Source organism: Streptomyces sp. NBC_01210 (assembly GCF_036010325.1).
In the GTDB taxonomy this organism is placed as follows: domain Bacteria; phylum Actinomycetota; class Actinomycetes; order Streptomycetales; family Streptomycetaceae; genus Streptomyces.
The window spans coordinates 25,474-39,535 of record NZ_CP108549.1; the positions used below are offsets into that span (position 1 = coordinate 25,474).

At 71.5% G+C, this 14,062-nt stretch carries 12 protein-coding genes; 1 reads left to right on the forward strand and 11 read right to left on the reverse strand.

Annotated features, from left to right (window positions below; translation table 11 throughout):
- Positions 1-13 precede the first annotated feature (13 nt).
- The 4 genes from OG735_RS00075 to OG735_RS00090 form a co-directional block, all read right to left on the reverse strand.
- On the reverse strand, positions 14-1,480 hold the full coding sequence (locus tag OG735_RS00075) for a UvrD-helicase domain-containing protein (protein WP_327321075.1): 1,467 nt from the start codon (positions 1,478-1,480) through the stop codon (positions 14-16).
- Positions 1,477-1,959: a hypothetical protein gene (locus OG735_RS00080; RefSeq protein ID WP_327321076.1), complete on the reverse strand. Its 483-nt coding sequence runs from the start codon at positions 1,957-1,959 to the stop codon at positions 1,477-1,479. The genes OG735_RS00075 and OG735_RS00080 overlap by 4 nt, the downstream gene beginning before the upstream one ends.
- Positions 1,956-2,807, reverse strand: coding sequence for a DUF6083 domain-containing protein (locus OG735_RS00085; protein WP_327321077.1), 852 nt, complete (start codon positions 2,805-2,807; stop codon positions 1,956-1,958). Before OG735_RS00085 ends, OG735_RS00080 begins: the two co-directional genes overlap by 4 nt.
- Positions 2,808-2,976: 169 nt before the next feature.
- Positions 2,977-3,240 carry a helix-turn-helix transcriptional regulator gene (locus tag OG735_RS00090; protein ID WP_327321078.1) on the reverse strand — a complete coding sequence of 88 codons (264 nt, stop codon included), beginning with the start codon at positions 3,238-3,240 and terminating at the stop codon, positions 2,977-2,979.
- A 189-nt stretch (positions 3,241-3,429) separates the two neighbouring features.
- Between OG735_RS00090 and OG735_RS00095 the strand changes: the two genes are divergently transcribed.
- The gene (locus OG735_RS00095; RefSeq protein WP_327321079.1) at positions 3,430-4,476 is read left to right on the forward strand and encodes a hypothetical protein; all 1,047 of its coding nucleotides are present in this window, start codon (positions 3,430-3,432) and stop codon (positions 4,474-4,476) included.
- A 92-nt stretch (positions 4,477-4,568) separates the two neighbouring features.
- Here the strand turns inward: OG735_RS00095 and OG735_RS00100 are convergent, their stop codons facing one another.
- From OG735_RS00100 to OG735_RS00135, 7 genes are all read right to left on the reverse strand, one after another.
- A complete protein-coding gene (locus OG735_RS00100) occupies positions 4,569-5,669 on the reverse strand; it encodes a patatin-like phospholipase family protein (protein ID WP_327321080.1) in 1,101 nt (366 codons plus the stop codon).
- Positions 5,666-8,206, reverse strand: a complete 2,541-nt coding sequence (locus OG735_RS00105) for a ThiF family adenylyltransferase (protein WP_327321081.1) — start codon at positions 8,204-8,206, stop codon at positions 5,666-5,668. The genes OG735_RS00100 and OG735_RS00105 overlap by 4 nt, the downstream gene beginning before the upstream one ends.
- Positions 8,203-9,507, reverse strand: coding sequence for a hypothetical protein (locus tag OG735_RS00110; protein ID WP_327321082.1), 1,305 nt, complete (start codon positions 9,505-9,507; stop codon positions 8,203-8,205). The genes OG735_RS00105 and OG735_RS00110 overlap by 4 nt, the downstream gene beginning before the upstream one ends.
- A gap of 562 nt (positions 9,508-10,069) precedes the next feature.
- Positions 10,070-10,351 (reverse strand): DUF3892 domain-containing protein, encoded by a 282-nt coding sequence (locus tag OG735_RS00120; protein WP_327321083.1) that lies wholly within the window; start codon positions 10,349-10,351, stop codon positions 10,070-10,072.
- Between the two features lie 146 nt (positions 10,352-10,497).
- The gene (locus tag OG735_RS00125) at positions 10,498-11,523 is read right to left on the reverse strand and encodes an ImmA/IrrE family metallo-endopeptidase (RefSeq protein WP_327321084.1); all 1,026 of its coding nucleotides are present in this window, start codon (positions 11,521-11,523) and stop codon (positions 10,498-10,500) included.
- 11 nt (positions 11,524-11,534) lie between these two features.
- Positions 11,535-12,440, reverse strand: coding sequence for a hypothetical protein (locus OG735_RS00130; RefSeq protein WP_327321085.1), 906 nt, complete (start codon positions 12,438-12,440; stop codon positions 11,535-11,537).
- 66 nt (positions 12,441-12,506) lie between these two features.
- Positions 12,507-13,466 (reverse strand): hypothetical protein, encoded by a 960-nt coding sequence (locus tag OG735_RS00135; protein ID WP_327321086.1) that lies wholly within the window; start codon positions 13,464-13,466, stop codon positions 12,507-12,509.
- Positions 13,467-14,062: the final 596 nt, after the last annotated feature.

The window sequence follows — 14,062 nt, forward strand, 5'->3', positions numbered from 1 at the left end:
CTGAGGACGGATCCTAGCTTGGCGGGGTGCCGTCGGGGTGCTCGTGGATCCAGGAGAGGCCGCCGAGGTCGAGGCAGCGGCGGGTGCGGGTGACGGCGACATAGGCGAGACGTGCTTCGCTGTCGCTGATCGGTCCGGGTACAGGGCGGCCGGTGTCGTCGTGCTCATCGGTGTCCTTCGGAGGGGTGAAGTCGTCGGCGATCTTCACGCAGGGCCATTCACGGCCTTTGGCCTTGTGGGCCGTCGACACGGTCACCTCGGCCTGTTGCTCCGGCGTGAGGTGAGCGAGGGCGGCCAGGATGGCGTCGGTGCCGTGGGTGTCGACGAGATCGACCAGCGGCTGCAGGTCGCGTCCGGCCGGGTCGTGGGCGGCGTAGTCCTGCAGTTCGCCCCAGGAGGGGAACAGCACCAGTTCGGGGTGGGAGGTGCGGCGGCCCTCCTTGAGGTCGCGGGCGGCCAGGGCCAGGGCGCGCAGGCTGTCCCCTCCCCCGGCCAGCCCCACCCGGTGTCCGGCGGCCAGCAGGTCCATGACGTGGGCCATGGCGCCGACGTTGGTGCGGCACAGCACGGCGTCGGGCCGGACGAGGTGCCCGAGTTCGGTGGGCACCTCGGGGGTGCCGGTCAGGCGGATCGGTGCCTGCGCGATGGCCAGCCAGCGGTTGGCCTCCTGGGCCAGGTGGGGGCCGAAGCGGAAGGACTGCGACAGGGCGAGCTGGGTGCCGTCGAAGCCGGTCATGATGTCTTTGGCGCCGCGCCATTGGTAGATGGCCTGGGCGGAGTCGCCGACCATGACCAGTTGGGCGTGGCCGCGCTGGTCGAGGAAGATCTGCTCGACGACGGGGTTGGTGTCCTGGGCCTCGTCCAGTAGCAAGAAGTCTGTGTTGATCTTCGGCTGGCTGAGGGCCCAGATCTTCAGGTAGTGGTCGTGGTCGAAGCGCACGGCCCCGTCGTCGGGGTGCTGCAGGTCGGCCCATGCCTTCTCGGCGAACGGCACGATGTGGGCAGCGAGTTGGGTGTGCAGGTCCTTGTCCTCCAGACCGCGCAGGCGGGGGACGTGATGGCGGGTGATCGTCTCATCAGCGGTGTGGCAGAAGCCGGCCACGGTGCGCAGCGTGGCGTTGGAGAGAGTCTTTTGTGAGAGGTCGCGTTCGCCGATGCGGACCGGCTTGGTGATGCCGAGGGCCTGCCCGGTCTGCCAGGCCGGGCGGCGGGGTGCGTTCAGGCGACAGGTGTAGCGGTGGCCGACGGCCGCGTAGGCCAGGGCATGGGCGGTCTTGCACTGCACGGTGTCGGGGAAGCGGGTGCGTGCGTCCTGGGCGATGGCCCGGTTGTAGGCGAGGTAGCGGCCGCGGCGTTTGGTGGTGCGGGCGAGCAGGGCCAGGGTGGTGGTCTTGCCGGTACCCGCGCCGGCCTGCAGGGCGAGGTGCTGGCCGGCGTGGAAGGCGTCGGCCGCGGCCGTCTGTTCGTCGGTCGGGTTCATGCGGGGGCTGCTCCGGGGGTGCGGGTCAGGGCGTGGCCGACGGCTGCCAGGAGGTGTGCGGCCGTGGTGCCGGCGAGCAGTTGCTGCACGGCCCGGTCGAGCCGGTCGGCCTCGTCGCTGGCGTGCTGGGCCAGTGCGCGGTGCAGGGCCAGTTTCACGAAGAGTTCCGGGCTCTGCCGCGTTTCATGGGCGGCCTGGCGGATCGTGGCGTGGACGGCGGGCGGAAAGGCGAGGTTGAGCAGGACCTGCCCGTCGGCGTCCGGGTAGTGGGTGGTGATCACGTCCACGGGGAGTCGAGGGGCGAGGCGCTGGCGCAGCCGGTGTGCGGCGCGGCCGGGGGTTTTGGCGCGTACGAGGGTCATGAGGCGGGTGGTGTCGTGGTTGGTCGCGAGCGGCAGCACGCGGGCGGCGTCACGGAGCTCAGCCGGGGCCAGGGGGCGGGTCAGGAGGATTTCCAGGGCGTGGTGCGGCATCGTCAACTCTCTCCACTGCCGTGTACCGGCGGGTATGGCAGGCCGGTACGCAGGTGCTTGGCGTGCAGGAGGGGATCGAAGACCTGCCATCCGGCCAGGGCCAGGTCGGCGGCGCCGCGGGTGGTGGCGTGCGCAGGACAGCGCTGGACACGCCAGCGACGTTGTTCGGCAGGGGGCAACTGGCTGAGGTCGTAGACGGCCGCCGTCTGCTCGGGCAGGGCGAGTTGGCCGAGTCGGCGGCCGATAGGCAGCAGCCTCCACGATCCGGGCGGGGCGTCCGGGGCCAGGACGGGACGGAGGCAGCGGTGTCGGTGGCTCGTCTGGGCTACGCAGCGGATGGCCTCCAGGGGGCCGTCGGCGAGGTAGTGGCCCAGCAGCATCCGCACGACCGGGCGGTCGGGGCCGTCAGGCGCTGCACTGGTGGGGGCAGCCGTGGGAGTGGTGAAGACACCGGTGTCGATCAGGCGACGGGTTCGTACGGCGAGTTGGCGGCGTACCGACTTGAGGGGTGGGCTGATCCGGCAGATGGGCGTGCGCTGCGGGCAGAGCACGGCGTGCGGAATGCGGCACCATGCGCTGCCGTCGCTGTGCGGGTGGGCAATGCCGGAGCTCAGGTGCCAGTGGCAGGGGGCAGGGACGTGGGCGGTGGCCAGTTCGGCGGGATGCAAGGCGATGGGCCGCCCGTCGGCACGCGGGTAGAGGTCGATGCGGTTGCCGCAGTGGCGGCAGCGGCCGCTCTGACCGGCGCGCAGCAGGCGGCTGGGGCTGGTGGCGGCCACCCGCAGCGGACGGCGCGCCGGGGCGGTGCGGGGGCTGCCGTCCCAGTGGCAGCCGGAGGCGGAGTTGGAGCGCATGGCGAGGACCGTGCCAGGCGACACGCCCCGAGGGCGGGGCTGGCGGGCGGGCAGTCCCCCGGGCAGCCCAGCGCTATCGAACAGCGACACGGTTCGGCGAGTATGCGTTCTATGCATACTCGCCAGTTCGGGTGATCTGCGCGGCGCGCCAAGCCTGACGCGACCGAAGTCAGGCGCCCTTGGGCCCGGGTGGGGTGTGGTCGTCGCAGAGCGGGCCGAGCAGCTGCTCGATGGGGACATCGAAGGCGTGCGCGAGGGCGTGCCAGGTGGTGACGGTGCCGACGGCTCGGCCGTGTTCGAGGTCGATCAGCGTGCGCCGGGCCAGGCCGCTGCGGCCGGCAAGTTCATCAAAGGTCCACCCGCGCGCGTTCCTCAGCCGCGCCAGCGTCACACGCAGGGCGTCGCGGTCCGGGTCGGGCGGCAAGATCGTCACCCCACCATCCGACGGTGCAGACACCTGCCCTGTCAGTGCGGATTTCTGCACTATCAGTGCAGGTAGGCGCGCCGAGCCCACGCTGCGCGAGTGCAGAGATCTGCACTACGGTGGCGGCGGCTCCCGCGTGCGTACCGGGAGACCACCGCACGAGGCCGACGCGGACCAAACCGGAGGGACAACGAGCCGATGCGGCTTGCCAGCACACACGCCACAGTGCAGCGCATCTGGACAGTGCGCCTGCGCCCGCAGACGGGCGGACCGGCCCTGACCTGCCCCCGCTGCGCACACAGCCCCGTCCTGCCTGCCGCCTCCGCCCGCTCGGCCGCCCTCACCCATCTGGCCCGCCACGCCCGCGCCGACACGCTGCCCGGACACCTGCGCACCTGCCAGTGCCGGACGAGAGGCTGCCACTGGCACCCCCGCCACCGCGGCTGCGCGGGACCCGTCCTGCTCGCCCTGACCTGCGACCGCAGCGGCCGCACGTGGCGGCTGGCCGATGCCTGCGCCGCCTGCGCGGCAGCAATGAGCCACACCGCCGTCGTACCGCCCACCCTGCTCGCCACCGGCCCCGTCCGGCCGACGCCCAGCACGTCGCGCTCTGCGCGCACCACGCCTCCGTTCGGCCCGGCAGAACAGCAGCGCGTACGCGAAATGCTCACCTACCTCGCCACAGCACTGCCCCGCTTCTCCTCCCCCGCCGCCCGGCTGCTCGCCCTGCAGTGCGCGCTGCGCGCAGACCACCACGGGCAGATCCGCCTGCCCCACGGGTTCCTGCGCGGCATGCGGCTGCACGGTCGCGCGGAGCTGTGGCTCGAACTGGAGCACCCCGGCTGGCTGCACCGCCCCAGACGCAGATGCTCCCCCATCCAGGCTCAGCTGCTGGACGCCGCCGTCCTCCACCAGGCACCCGGACGCACCGCGCGCATCCGCGCCGCCCAATGGGCCCTGCACCCCGCCCCGCTGGCCGTCTCGCCCGCTCTGCCCTCCGCCCTGCGGCTGACCGCACTCGCCCTGGCCGCCCACAGCACTGCTGAGGCGGGCGGGGGCGAACTCGAGGCCCTCACCCGCCAATGCGGGCAGCCGCCCCAGCAGCTGGAGGACCTCCTCGACCAGCTGGTCCGTGCCCGCCTCGTGACCACCTGGCACCACCATCACGACAGCGACGAGGTCCGGTGGGAGCTGCCCGCGCACTCTCCGCCCAGCGAAGGCGTCACCCAAGAGGCCGGTGGGTAAAGGCGGCACGGTGGCCCGTATACCTGGCCCCGGCCATCCTGCCGCTGCGCGTGCCGGAGGGGCACCTCCTCAGCGCTTGCTCCGCTGCTGTCTCAGCGGTGTGCCCGGCGCAGATACATCGGCAGGACGGTGCGCATGAGCTGTTCGCCCCGGATGGTGATGGCCTCGAAGTCGCTGTGGGCCATGGCGGCGAAGTTGGTCGGGTAGCCGGCGACCGCGCTGCGCGGGACGAGGTCGGCGGGCGGTGCGGGCAGGCGTTCGTCCTTCATGCCGAGGTATGCGAGGGCGAAGCAGTCGATGCGTCCGCTCACCGCCCACTCGTGCAGGCGGGAGCGGGCGGAGTCCTGTGACTTGCGGTGGACGGTGGCGAAGGAGCGGCTGAGGCGTCCGGGCATGAAGTGCGGTGCCTTCAGGGCGAGTTCGCCCAGGCCGGCGTCGCAGGCGATGATGAAAGGTACGTCGTAGACGTGCTGGGTGTGGTCCGGTGAGCGTCCGGGCTCGAGGACGGACAGGCCGAGGTTGTCGTAGACACCGCCGTCGGTGAGCAGCACGGTGTGCTGCTGCTGGTGTCCGTCGCGGTGCTGGAAGGTGAAGGTGCGTTCCAGGGCCGGCAGGAGCGCGGGGTAGGCGGCAGACGCGGCGACGGCGGTGGCGACGTGGATGGGTTCGGTGATGGTGCCGTAGCGGGAGCAGCCGCTACGGGTGCTGCCGAAGCGGACGGCGTTGGTGGTGGCCAGGTCGGTGGCGGTGAGGACGACGTCGAGGCCGGTGTGGGTGACGTCGGCCATGGTCTGGGTGCCGAACGCCTTGTGGGTGAGGACGGCGGCCAGGGCGTCGGTGCGGTTGGCGGGGCGGGCGACGCTGACGCCGCTGTGGCGGGGGAACAGTCCGCGGGTGCCTGCGCGGGCGGCCGCGGTGAGGTTGCGCACGGCTGCGGAGGGCTTGAACGCCTGTCGTGCGATTTCCAGTTGGAGGCCTGAACGCAGCAGGTCGGTGGTACGAGCGTCGAAGTCGGCGAAGTCTGGCGGGCCGTAGGCCCACAGGGCGGCGAGGAGGGAGCCGCCGGAGATGCCGGAGACGACGCGGATGCGGTCGAGGAGATCGCGGTCGTTAAGGGCGCGCAGGCAGCCGAGGTGGAAGGCGGCGGCGCGGGAGCCGCCGCCGGACAGGGCGAGGCCGATGGTGCGGGTCATGGGCGAGCCTTGCGTGGGAAGGGAACGGGGCCGTGGGGGCGGGTGGCGTAGCCGCCGGGCCACCACGTCACAGGGCCGAGGTGGACGGGTGGTTGCGGCGAGAGCGGCTCGGTCGCGGCGGAGGCGGTGCGGGTGGCGAGGTGGGCGTAGAGGTCGGGGCCGTCACCGGTGGCGAGCCACTTGTGCCAGACGGGCTCCGGTCCTCCGGCGATGAGGACGAGGGCGCGGGCGGGGGCGTCGTCCAGTGGCAGGGTGAGGCTGGTCATGGCGGCGCGGTCGGTGGCACTGGGCTGCGCGGCGGTGTGCGGGTGGGTGTGCCACATGCCCAGGAAGCGGCTGCTGTTGCCGGTCGCCTCCCGGCGGGCGGCGAGGTGAGCGCCGACACCGTCCAGGCCGTGCCGGAAGTAGGTCTCAGTCAGCAGGGAGTCAGGGGGCGGGCCGGTGGCCTCGTCGACGAAGATCACGCCGGTGGCGTCGTCGACGATGCCGAGCAGGGTCCCGCCGGTTTCCACGCGCGGGCCCCTCACACGGGCGCCCCGGCGGGCTTCCGCGCGCATCTCAGCGAGTGCGGCGGGGGTGATGCGTACGTCATAGCCGGTGGCCTTGTCCGTGACGAGGGTGTCGTTGGGCCATGTCAGCCAGCGCGGCCCGGCAGGCTGGGCGTCGGTGGGTCCAGCGGGCATGCGTACGATGAGCGTTGCCATGGTAGGCCGGTCGGCGGGGTGGGCCAGGGCGTGGAGGATGCCGGTCACCAGTTGTCCGGCCAGTGCGGTTACGTCGGCGGCCGAGCCGGTGAAGGTGGCGTCCGAGCAGCCGGGTTCGGGCTGGAAGAGCTCCGTACGGGGCTGGGTGGGGAAGAAGTCCTCGATCAGGTCGTCGAAGGTGTGCGTGATGTCGGTGTGCGCGGCCAGCGCGGTGCGGCGCAGGACGTCGGCTCCGCCGCCGGTGGCACCGTAGGACGAGAGGGCGGCGATGCCGCGGGTGGCGTGGTGGCCGATCATCAGCGTGGCCAGGTGGGGCCAGGGGATGGCATCGGTGCGGCGGGCGCGTTCGAGGTGGGCACGGACGATGCGGTTGGCGGTACAGTCCCAGATCAGGTCGAAGGTGTGCAGGTCGAGTTCGGACAGCCGGTTGGTGATGTCGCCGACGAGTGCTTCGACATGGGTGTGGTGGGGGTCGATCCGGTTGAGGCGGTCGGCCAGGACTCTCGCCTTGGAGCGGCCGATGTCGGCGTCCGCGTAGGGCTGGCGGGCCAGGATGCCCGGGTGGACGAGCGCCTGGTCGGCGACGGTGATGTGCGAGGCGCCGGCGCGTGCGCACATGTCGGCGACGGGGGCTCCCAGGGCGCCCGCGCCCAGGACGAGGATGCGCTTGCCCCGCAGCCAGGCTGCAGGGGTGGCGTGGTCGCGGCGGACGGTGACTTCGGGGCGGGCCTCGTAGATGCGCATCCACCGGGTGGGCAGACGGTCGAGCCACTCGGTGCCGAACTGGATGACCTCGTCGCCGAGTTCGGCCAGGTACGGGCGGCCGCTGAAGGCGGTGTCGGCGGCCAGGCGCCCGATCCGGTCGGCGAAGTCGGGCAGGTGCCAGGCCACCAGGTGTGTCTGGCGTGGGCCGTCGCCGGCGATCCCCCGGGAGGGGGTGCCCAGCAGCAGGTGTACCGGCGCGGCCGGGGTGTCCTCGTCGTCCTCGTCCGGCGCGTCGCCGTCGGGGTGGAGCAGGGTGCGGTTGTGGTCCGCGACGAATCCCGTCAGCCCCAGTAGCAGGCGTGGCGTGATGTGGTCGCGGGCCAGGGCATCGACCAGGTCCCGCGCGGTGAGCGGGTATTCGAACGTCAGGTGCTTCGTGGTGACGACGGCGGGGGCGAGGAACGCGCGGGCCCCGGCCGGGAGCGCGGCGGTCTGCCGCAGCTGCTCCAGGGTGGCGGGCCAGGGGTCCTCGACGGCAAGCCAGCCCACCACGTCGCTTCTCGTGTCGTCGACCTGGTGCAGCACGGCGGCGCCCAGCCACGGCCCGTCCGGCAGTGCGACGGGCGCGTCGCGGCGGATCACGAGGAGTCCCGCCGTGTGGTCGGTCAGGGCGTTCGGGGGGTGCAGGGGTTCGCCGGGCCGGTCCAGTTCTCCCGCGGCGCCCGCCTCGAACCAGTCCAGGAGGCGGTTGATGAACCCGTACATGCCGTCGGCCGGATCCCACTCGGTCGCCGTCGAGCGGTACAGGCACAGGTGGCGGCCCCAGTTGACGTGCGGGGCACCGGCGAAGCGGGTGTGCCGAGTCCGCACGCTGGGGGCGGCGAAGGGAAAGTTCGGGGGGATCAGCAAGGTGACCGCCTCGACACTGCGCAGCCGCAGACCGCCCTGGGTACGCGACAGGTTGGCGCAGCCGACGCTGATGCGGGCCTCGACGTACCCGGACCGGCCGGTGGCGGCGGTCACGTGCGTGGCCGCCATCGATCCTTGGGAGGCCTGGACGATCCGGTGGAGCTGGTCGAGGGCGAGCTGCTGGCCTTCAGTGAGTTCCAGGGTGGTGCTGTCCTTCACGCGGCACCGAATCCGATCTGTACCGCCGGCTCGGCCTTGTCACCCCTGGCCTGCTGCACACCGGCGCGGGCTGCGTCCGTACCGTGCTGGTGCGGCAGGCCAGCTGCGGCGGTGAAAGAAGCGGCCGGGAAGCGGGTGGTGCCGAGCGCGGCCAGCAGCCGTCGGCCGCCGCCTGCGGCGTGCAGCACCTGGGCCTTGTTCTCCAGGTCGGTGACGTCCACGAGTTCCAGCCCCAGGCCGGGCTCCAGGGCGAAGACCACCGGACGGGGTTCGTCTTTGGAGGGGTACTCCCCCGTGCACAGCACCGTGTAGTCGGTGATCGACTCGTACGCATTGCGGGCCAGCAGGTGCGGCGGATTGTTGCCCTTCTCGTCCTTGTCTCGGAAGGGAAGCGAGCTGGCGATCACCCGCGCGTCCGGGCTGGCATGCGCCTGGAGCTGGTCGAGGACGTCCTGCTTGAGTTCTTCCTCGCCGTCCTCGCCCTCGGCGTACATGGCCTTCTTGGAGCAGTGGTGCGGGGAGAGCAGCACGTCCCACTCCACCCGGTCCGAGTTGCCTGCGGCCTCACTGTTCTCGAAGATCATCTTGATGATGGGATAGGCGAGGTCGCCCAGGAACAGCAGTCGGCCAACTGTGCCGTCGTCGGCCTTCAGCTGCACTTGCAGGGCCAAGGATGTGTCGTTGCGGTCACCGGCGCAGTTGTCCTTGAACGGTGCATGGACGAACGCCTCGAAGCGGTCCGCGACGTCCTCGCCGTCGACCTGGGTGATCACATCGCCGGGGAACGTGAAGTACTCGTCGGGCAGTTCAGCATAGGAGTGCAGTTCGCGGTCCTCGTCATAGCCGATGATGCGCACCCGGTCTCCGCTGGCAGGCTCCTTGCCGTCCTTGACGGCCTTGAGGGTGGCGTCCACGCGCCGCTCGACCTCGTCCTGGAAGCGTTGCGCGTCCTCGCACATCGGCTTGTCCTCGGACAGTTCGCGCCACAGCCGGGGCGTCGCCCAGATCTCCCCGATCAGGATGGAGCTCTCCAGGAGGTCGCCGAAGCCGCAGCAGTGGTCCGAGTCGGCGTGGGTCAGGGCGAAGACCGCCAGGTAGGGCGTTTTGCCGTCGGGCTGCGGCAGGGTCTCCTCCAGCCGGTCAATGACGGCGGCGACCACCGCGTCGTCCTCGTCGGCGGCCTTCATATCCCGCAGGTCCACCTGCATGACCAGGTTGTCGCCCAGCACGATCGTGGTGGAGTCGCCCGTGCCCACCGGCCAGAACACCACCCCCTGCCCGGGCAGTTCCGTCTCGACCATGTCCTACCTCTTCACTCGATATTGATCAACTAGCGGGAAAAGCACATAAGTTCACTCCAGGGCCAGATCTACCACGCGCCACTGACAACGCCGCCGCGATCAGGCAGCGGAGCGTTCAGACGTTGGCCCACAGCCAGTTCGCCCGTGGCCTGGGGCCCGCTGCGACCCGCCGGTCGGTCAGCAGTGCCGGCGGGCCCGGAGACCTGGGCGCGCCCTCCGCGCCCACCCTCCTCGCGCCGACGGCGCCTTCAGCGTCGTCGCGGTCCTCGTCCGCGGCAGGGCGTCTCGTCTGCTCCTGGGCTCCGCGATCGTCGCCGCGAAGTCCTCGATCGAGTCGAACGCCCGGTAGACGGACACGAACCGCAGATGGACGACGAGACCGAGTTCCTGCAGCGGGCGAGTACGGTCACCACCACGTCGCGCGTGGCCAACTCGCCGTTTGCGGGGCGCGCGCGGCTTTCACGTTCCGCCGGCCGAGCCGGAAGGCTGGCTGCCGCTGGGGCCGCGCGCACCGGAGGCGGCACGGCCGACGCGCTCGTACTCGCCCCGGGACCGGGGCTGCTCAGCGGCGGGGAAGGGCCAAGAGGTTGTTGGTCCACACCCCGTCGGCGTGGGTCCGCAGGTACTTCTCGCCGCGCGGCGGGGGCACCACGGCGACCTCCGCCCGGTGCCCTCCTGCGTCGCTCGTGTAGGCCTGGCCCTTTTCGTCTTCGATCCAGGTGACGATCTCCGCCCGGGTGTTGTCGCCGGTCTTGGCGGTCGCCGGGTTGGTCCACCACAGGCGGGTGATGTGCTCGTGCGTGGTGCCGCCGGACAGGCGTACCGCGGTGATCTGGATGGCCATGGTGCTCGCTTCTGCCGGCCTTGCCCGACGGTTCTCCCGGAGCCGGCGCCGGGGTCCCGCCACCCCGGTGAGGGGTGTTTCGCCTGGGACGGACGACGTAACTCGCGGGTAGAGAAGCGGGGTTTCCTGAAGGTGCTGGCGGGGTGTCAGGAGCAGTCGAGGCAGCGGTCGGCGCCGTCGGCGAACATCGCGGGCGGATGCAGGGTGAAGCATCCCTGGCACAGGTGTTCGCTCACGCGTGCGGGGCATGAACAGCGGCCGCACTCGGGGCAGTTAGGGACGCGACAGACGGGACAGGCGGGGTCGAAGGAGCGGTACTCCTCGTCGCAGTGCTCGCAGATGTACTCGCCCGCCTGGGGGCCGGTGTCTTTCGTGGGTGGTGTGAAGGTGCGCCAGGGGGCTGAGTCGGTGACGAGGACGGCGACCAGATAGCCGTTCATCGGCGCGGTCTGCGCATGCAGTTCACGCCCCAAGATGCCGTCGCGGTAGCGGACCTGGGTGCGTCCGTCCGCGCGGCCCTGGCCGGCCCGGGCCTGGGCAATGGTGGGGATGTCGCCCTGGAAGCTGCCGCGCCGCAGCGGCGGGAGGCCGTGGGAGGCCGCGAAGACGACCTGTCCTCCGGTGTCGAGGAGGAGGATGTGTCCGGGGGCGGGCAGGTGCTGGACGGCACGGACGCACACCGCCATGCGGGAGGCGCCGCTGGCGCGCCACAGCTCCACGATGTCGGGGGCGGTGGGGCCGGCGGCATCCAGGTGGTGGTCGACGAGCGGGGTGGGCAGCAGGATCTCGGCGGCGAAGGTGTCGCAGGCCGCGTCCTCCAGCAGCAGGCCGCCATCGGACTGGCTCTCGAAGGCCGCCATCAGGTCGAAGCTGTTCTTCTGGAGGTGGTGGCCCAGCTCGTGCATGGCGGTGAAGTCCCGGCGGGCGCGGCTGGCTGCGTCGGCGACGGAGATCCGCGCAGGCGGCCCGAAGTCGTAGGCGCCCGCCACACTGCAGCGGGAACCGGTCCGGGCCTCGGGGACGAGGTCGACGGTCAGCTCCGGCCAGGTCTGCAGTTCGGTGAAGGCCGAGCGCGCCAGGCGCTGCGCTGCGCCCGGGGCGTGCGTCTCCAGTTCCGCCAGCATCGCGGTGGCCTGGTTACGTGCAGTGGCCGCGAGTATGTAGTTGACCACAGCTGACCTCGCTAGCGCAGATGGAGTTCGAAGTACCGGTCCGCTCTCGCACCCCAGTCGGCGGTGCTGCCTTCCTGGCGTGCCGCCAGGGCGTAGATGCCGAAGGCGGCGCGGCGGCGGGCGTCGGGCTCGCTCGTCGCGGTGCGGGTGGCGAGGGCGCATACCTGGGGGCGGCGCGACGGGCGGCTGAGCTCGTGGATCACGAGGGCGGGCAGGGCCGGATTGGCCGTCAAGACCTCGTCGGCACCGAGGCCGAGCGCTGCAGCAAGGGTTTCTGCCTGCTCGGGCGTGAGGGGCGCCTGTCCCCGCCACACCGCCAGTGCCTGGGGGGGCTGCAGATGCAGATGTGAGGCCAGCTGCTTGATGTTGATGCCTCGCCGCTGCAGCAGTTCGGGCAGGGCCCCCGATCCCTGCGGCGCCCAGCGTGCACCGCTCAGTTCGGCGAGGCTGTCGGCCAGGACGCCCCGGTACTCCGCCGCTGCGGCGGCCGGTCGCGGCGCGGCGCTCCCCCATGTCGCGCCCGGCGGCACCTCGTGCGGGAGGGCCGGGCCCGTGGAGGCGGGCAGCGGCACGGTCAACTGGCTGACCTGGCGGTCCAGCACGTACCAGGGCAAGGGCAGTCGCAGTCCCCACCACAGCGCCAGCGGCTGCTCAAGCGTGGAGGCGCCGGCGGGCAGCAGCAGCGTGTCCGTGTCGGCGAAGCGTTCCAAGGAGACCGGAATGGCGTGCACCGTGTCGTCGTCGACCGCCGTGATCACTACCAGCTGGATGGTGCGCTCCCACACGGCCCGCCAGATCTGGCCGGGTTCAGGATCCCGCGGCGGCGCGGTGGCGACCTCCCGGACGGCATCGGGCACCTTCAGCCCGGCCGCGGCGGCCACCAGCCGTTCGTAGGCGCCGCCCTGGGCAGGGTTCATCCTGCCTCCCCCTCTCCTCGGCTGTGATCCATCAGCGCATTCTCTTCCCACTAGATACGGACGACGTCACAGGGGCGACTCAGGGGGCGGATCCGCACAGCGCCGCAGCAGCGCTCCCACGACGGCCTCCCTGTCGTTGTCCTCGGACAGGGCAAGCAGGAGCTTTGCCTTCAGGCCTGCCAGGACAGCCCCGGCCTGCGCCTGTCTGATCTCCAGCAGTTGGGCTGCGTGATGGGCGTCTTCGTCCAGGTAGGGCAGCAGCAGGTGTTCGTTGGCGGTCAGCCGCTGCCAGATGTCCGCAGCGGCACCACCGGCGCCCGGGGTATCGGCCTCCGCCGCGCTCGCCTCGACCGGACCGGCGAGCGCCCCGTCGTCGGCATACAGAGGGGTGAAGCGGGCCGGCGACAGGAGCTCGAACCGGGACTCGAGGACCTTGGCCAGGTCCTCCTCCCGCACCGCCCCCCGGGCGTGGCACAGGACCTGCATCACGATGGCCATGAGGGCCCGGACCGTCTGCGCGGGGGTTGGGCCCGAATGATTCCAGCGGGTGATCCCCACCCCGCGTACGCGCCATGCCTCGGCGACGAGATCATCCGGATCACCCTGCCACACCGCGCCCTCGGGATGTTCGCTCAGCGCCCACCGCGGCGGAGGCCCCGGCATCCGGCGGAAGGACGCGTCGGCGCCCATCAGGCGGGCGATACGGCGCCGCAGCTTGCCCCGCGGGGTCTTCTTTGCCTCATCGATGAGGAAGTTCTTGATCGATGTGAGGAACAGCCGCTCCAGCGAGGCGTCGTCGGCAGCCAGGGCGAAGCAACTGGTCACGAACTGCTGCCCGGCACCCTCACGGATCAGCATGGCCGTGATCACCTCGTAAGCGGCGTCATCGTCCCACTCGGCGTACCCCTCGGGCGGGGGAAATCCCGACGACCGGCGGACCTGATGAACCAGACGTCGCAGCAGCTCGAACGTCTCCGGCCCCAACTGGCCCGTCTGTGACAGCTCTTCGTACGCTCCACCCGCCACCGGCTCACCCCCGACCCGCCTGGAGCCATACGGCTCCAGACTTCCTGCCTGCATACACCTGTCATCTCAGGCACGCCAGGCAACACGCCCAGGGGCGGCAGCAGGTGGTCGCCGCGGCGGGCCTCCTTGACCCGTTTCCTGGGACTGATCACGATGCAGAAGACGTTCAGCGGGCCGAAGTCGGCTGCGTAGCGGGCGAGTTCAACAGCCCAGCTCGGCGGGGCACCGCCCGGACACCGCCCTGTCGGCATCCTCGTGACAGATGGCGAGGTTGAGGCCCTGGACGCCTTCGCGGCGCCAGACCTGAGCGGCCCGCCCGCCTCTCCCCCTGTGACCGTGCGCCGGGAGCCTCCAGTGCCGCTCAGGAAGGGGGCACACGATTTCCCTTAACGCCAACTTGTTCACCCTTTCAGGCGTATCCGGCGGGCGGGGAAGTCCTCGCAGCAACGGCGTGGAGCAGCATGGGGATTCTGGGCTGCTGCGGCAGCGGTGATCGCCGGGAAGAGGCAGGGGGATGACCAGATGGCGGGAGCTTGGCTGTCCGGTCCCCGTCAGCCGCTGCCGGTACGGGGGAATCGGCGGCGGGCCGTTTCATC

Bases quoted from the DNA above. Each gene is read 5' to 3' on its own strand.
- OG735_RS00075 (WP_327321075.1), bottom strand. From the start codon at position 1,480: ATGAACCCGACCGACGAACAGACGGCCGCGGCCGACGCCTTCCACGCC.
- OG735_RS00085 (WP_327321077.1), bottom strand. From the start codon at position 2,807: ATGCGCTCCAACTCCGCCTCCGGCTGCCACTGGGACGGCAGCCCCCGC.
- OG735_RS00095 (WP_327321079.1), top strand. From the start codon at position 3,430: ATGCGGCTTGCCAGCACACACGCCACAGTGCAGCGCATCTGGACAGTG.
- OG735_RS00100 (WP_327321080.1), bottom strand. From the start codon at position 5,669: ATGACCCGCACCATCGGCCTCGCCCTGTCCGGCGGCGGCTCCCGCGCC.
- OG735_RS00110 (WP_327321082.1), bottom strand. From the start codon at position 9,507: ATGGTCGAGACGGAACTGCCCGGGCAGGGGGTGGTGTTCTGGCCGGTG.
- OG735_RS00120 (WP_327321083.1), bottom strand. From the start codon at position 10,351: ATGGCCATCCAGATCACCGCGGTACGCCTGTCCGGCGGCACCACGCAC.
- OG735_RS00130 (WP_327321085.1), bottom strand. From the start codon at position 12,440: ATGAACCCTGCCCAGGGCGGCGCCTACGAACGGCTGGTGGCCGCCGCG.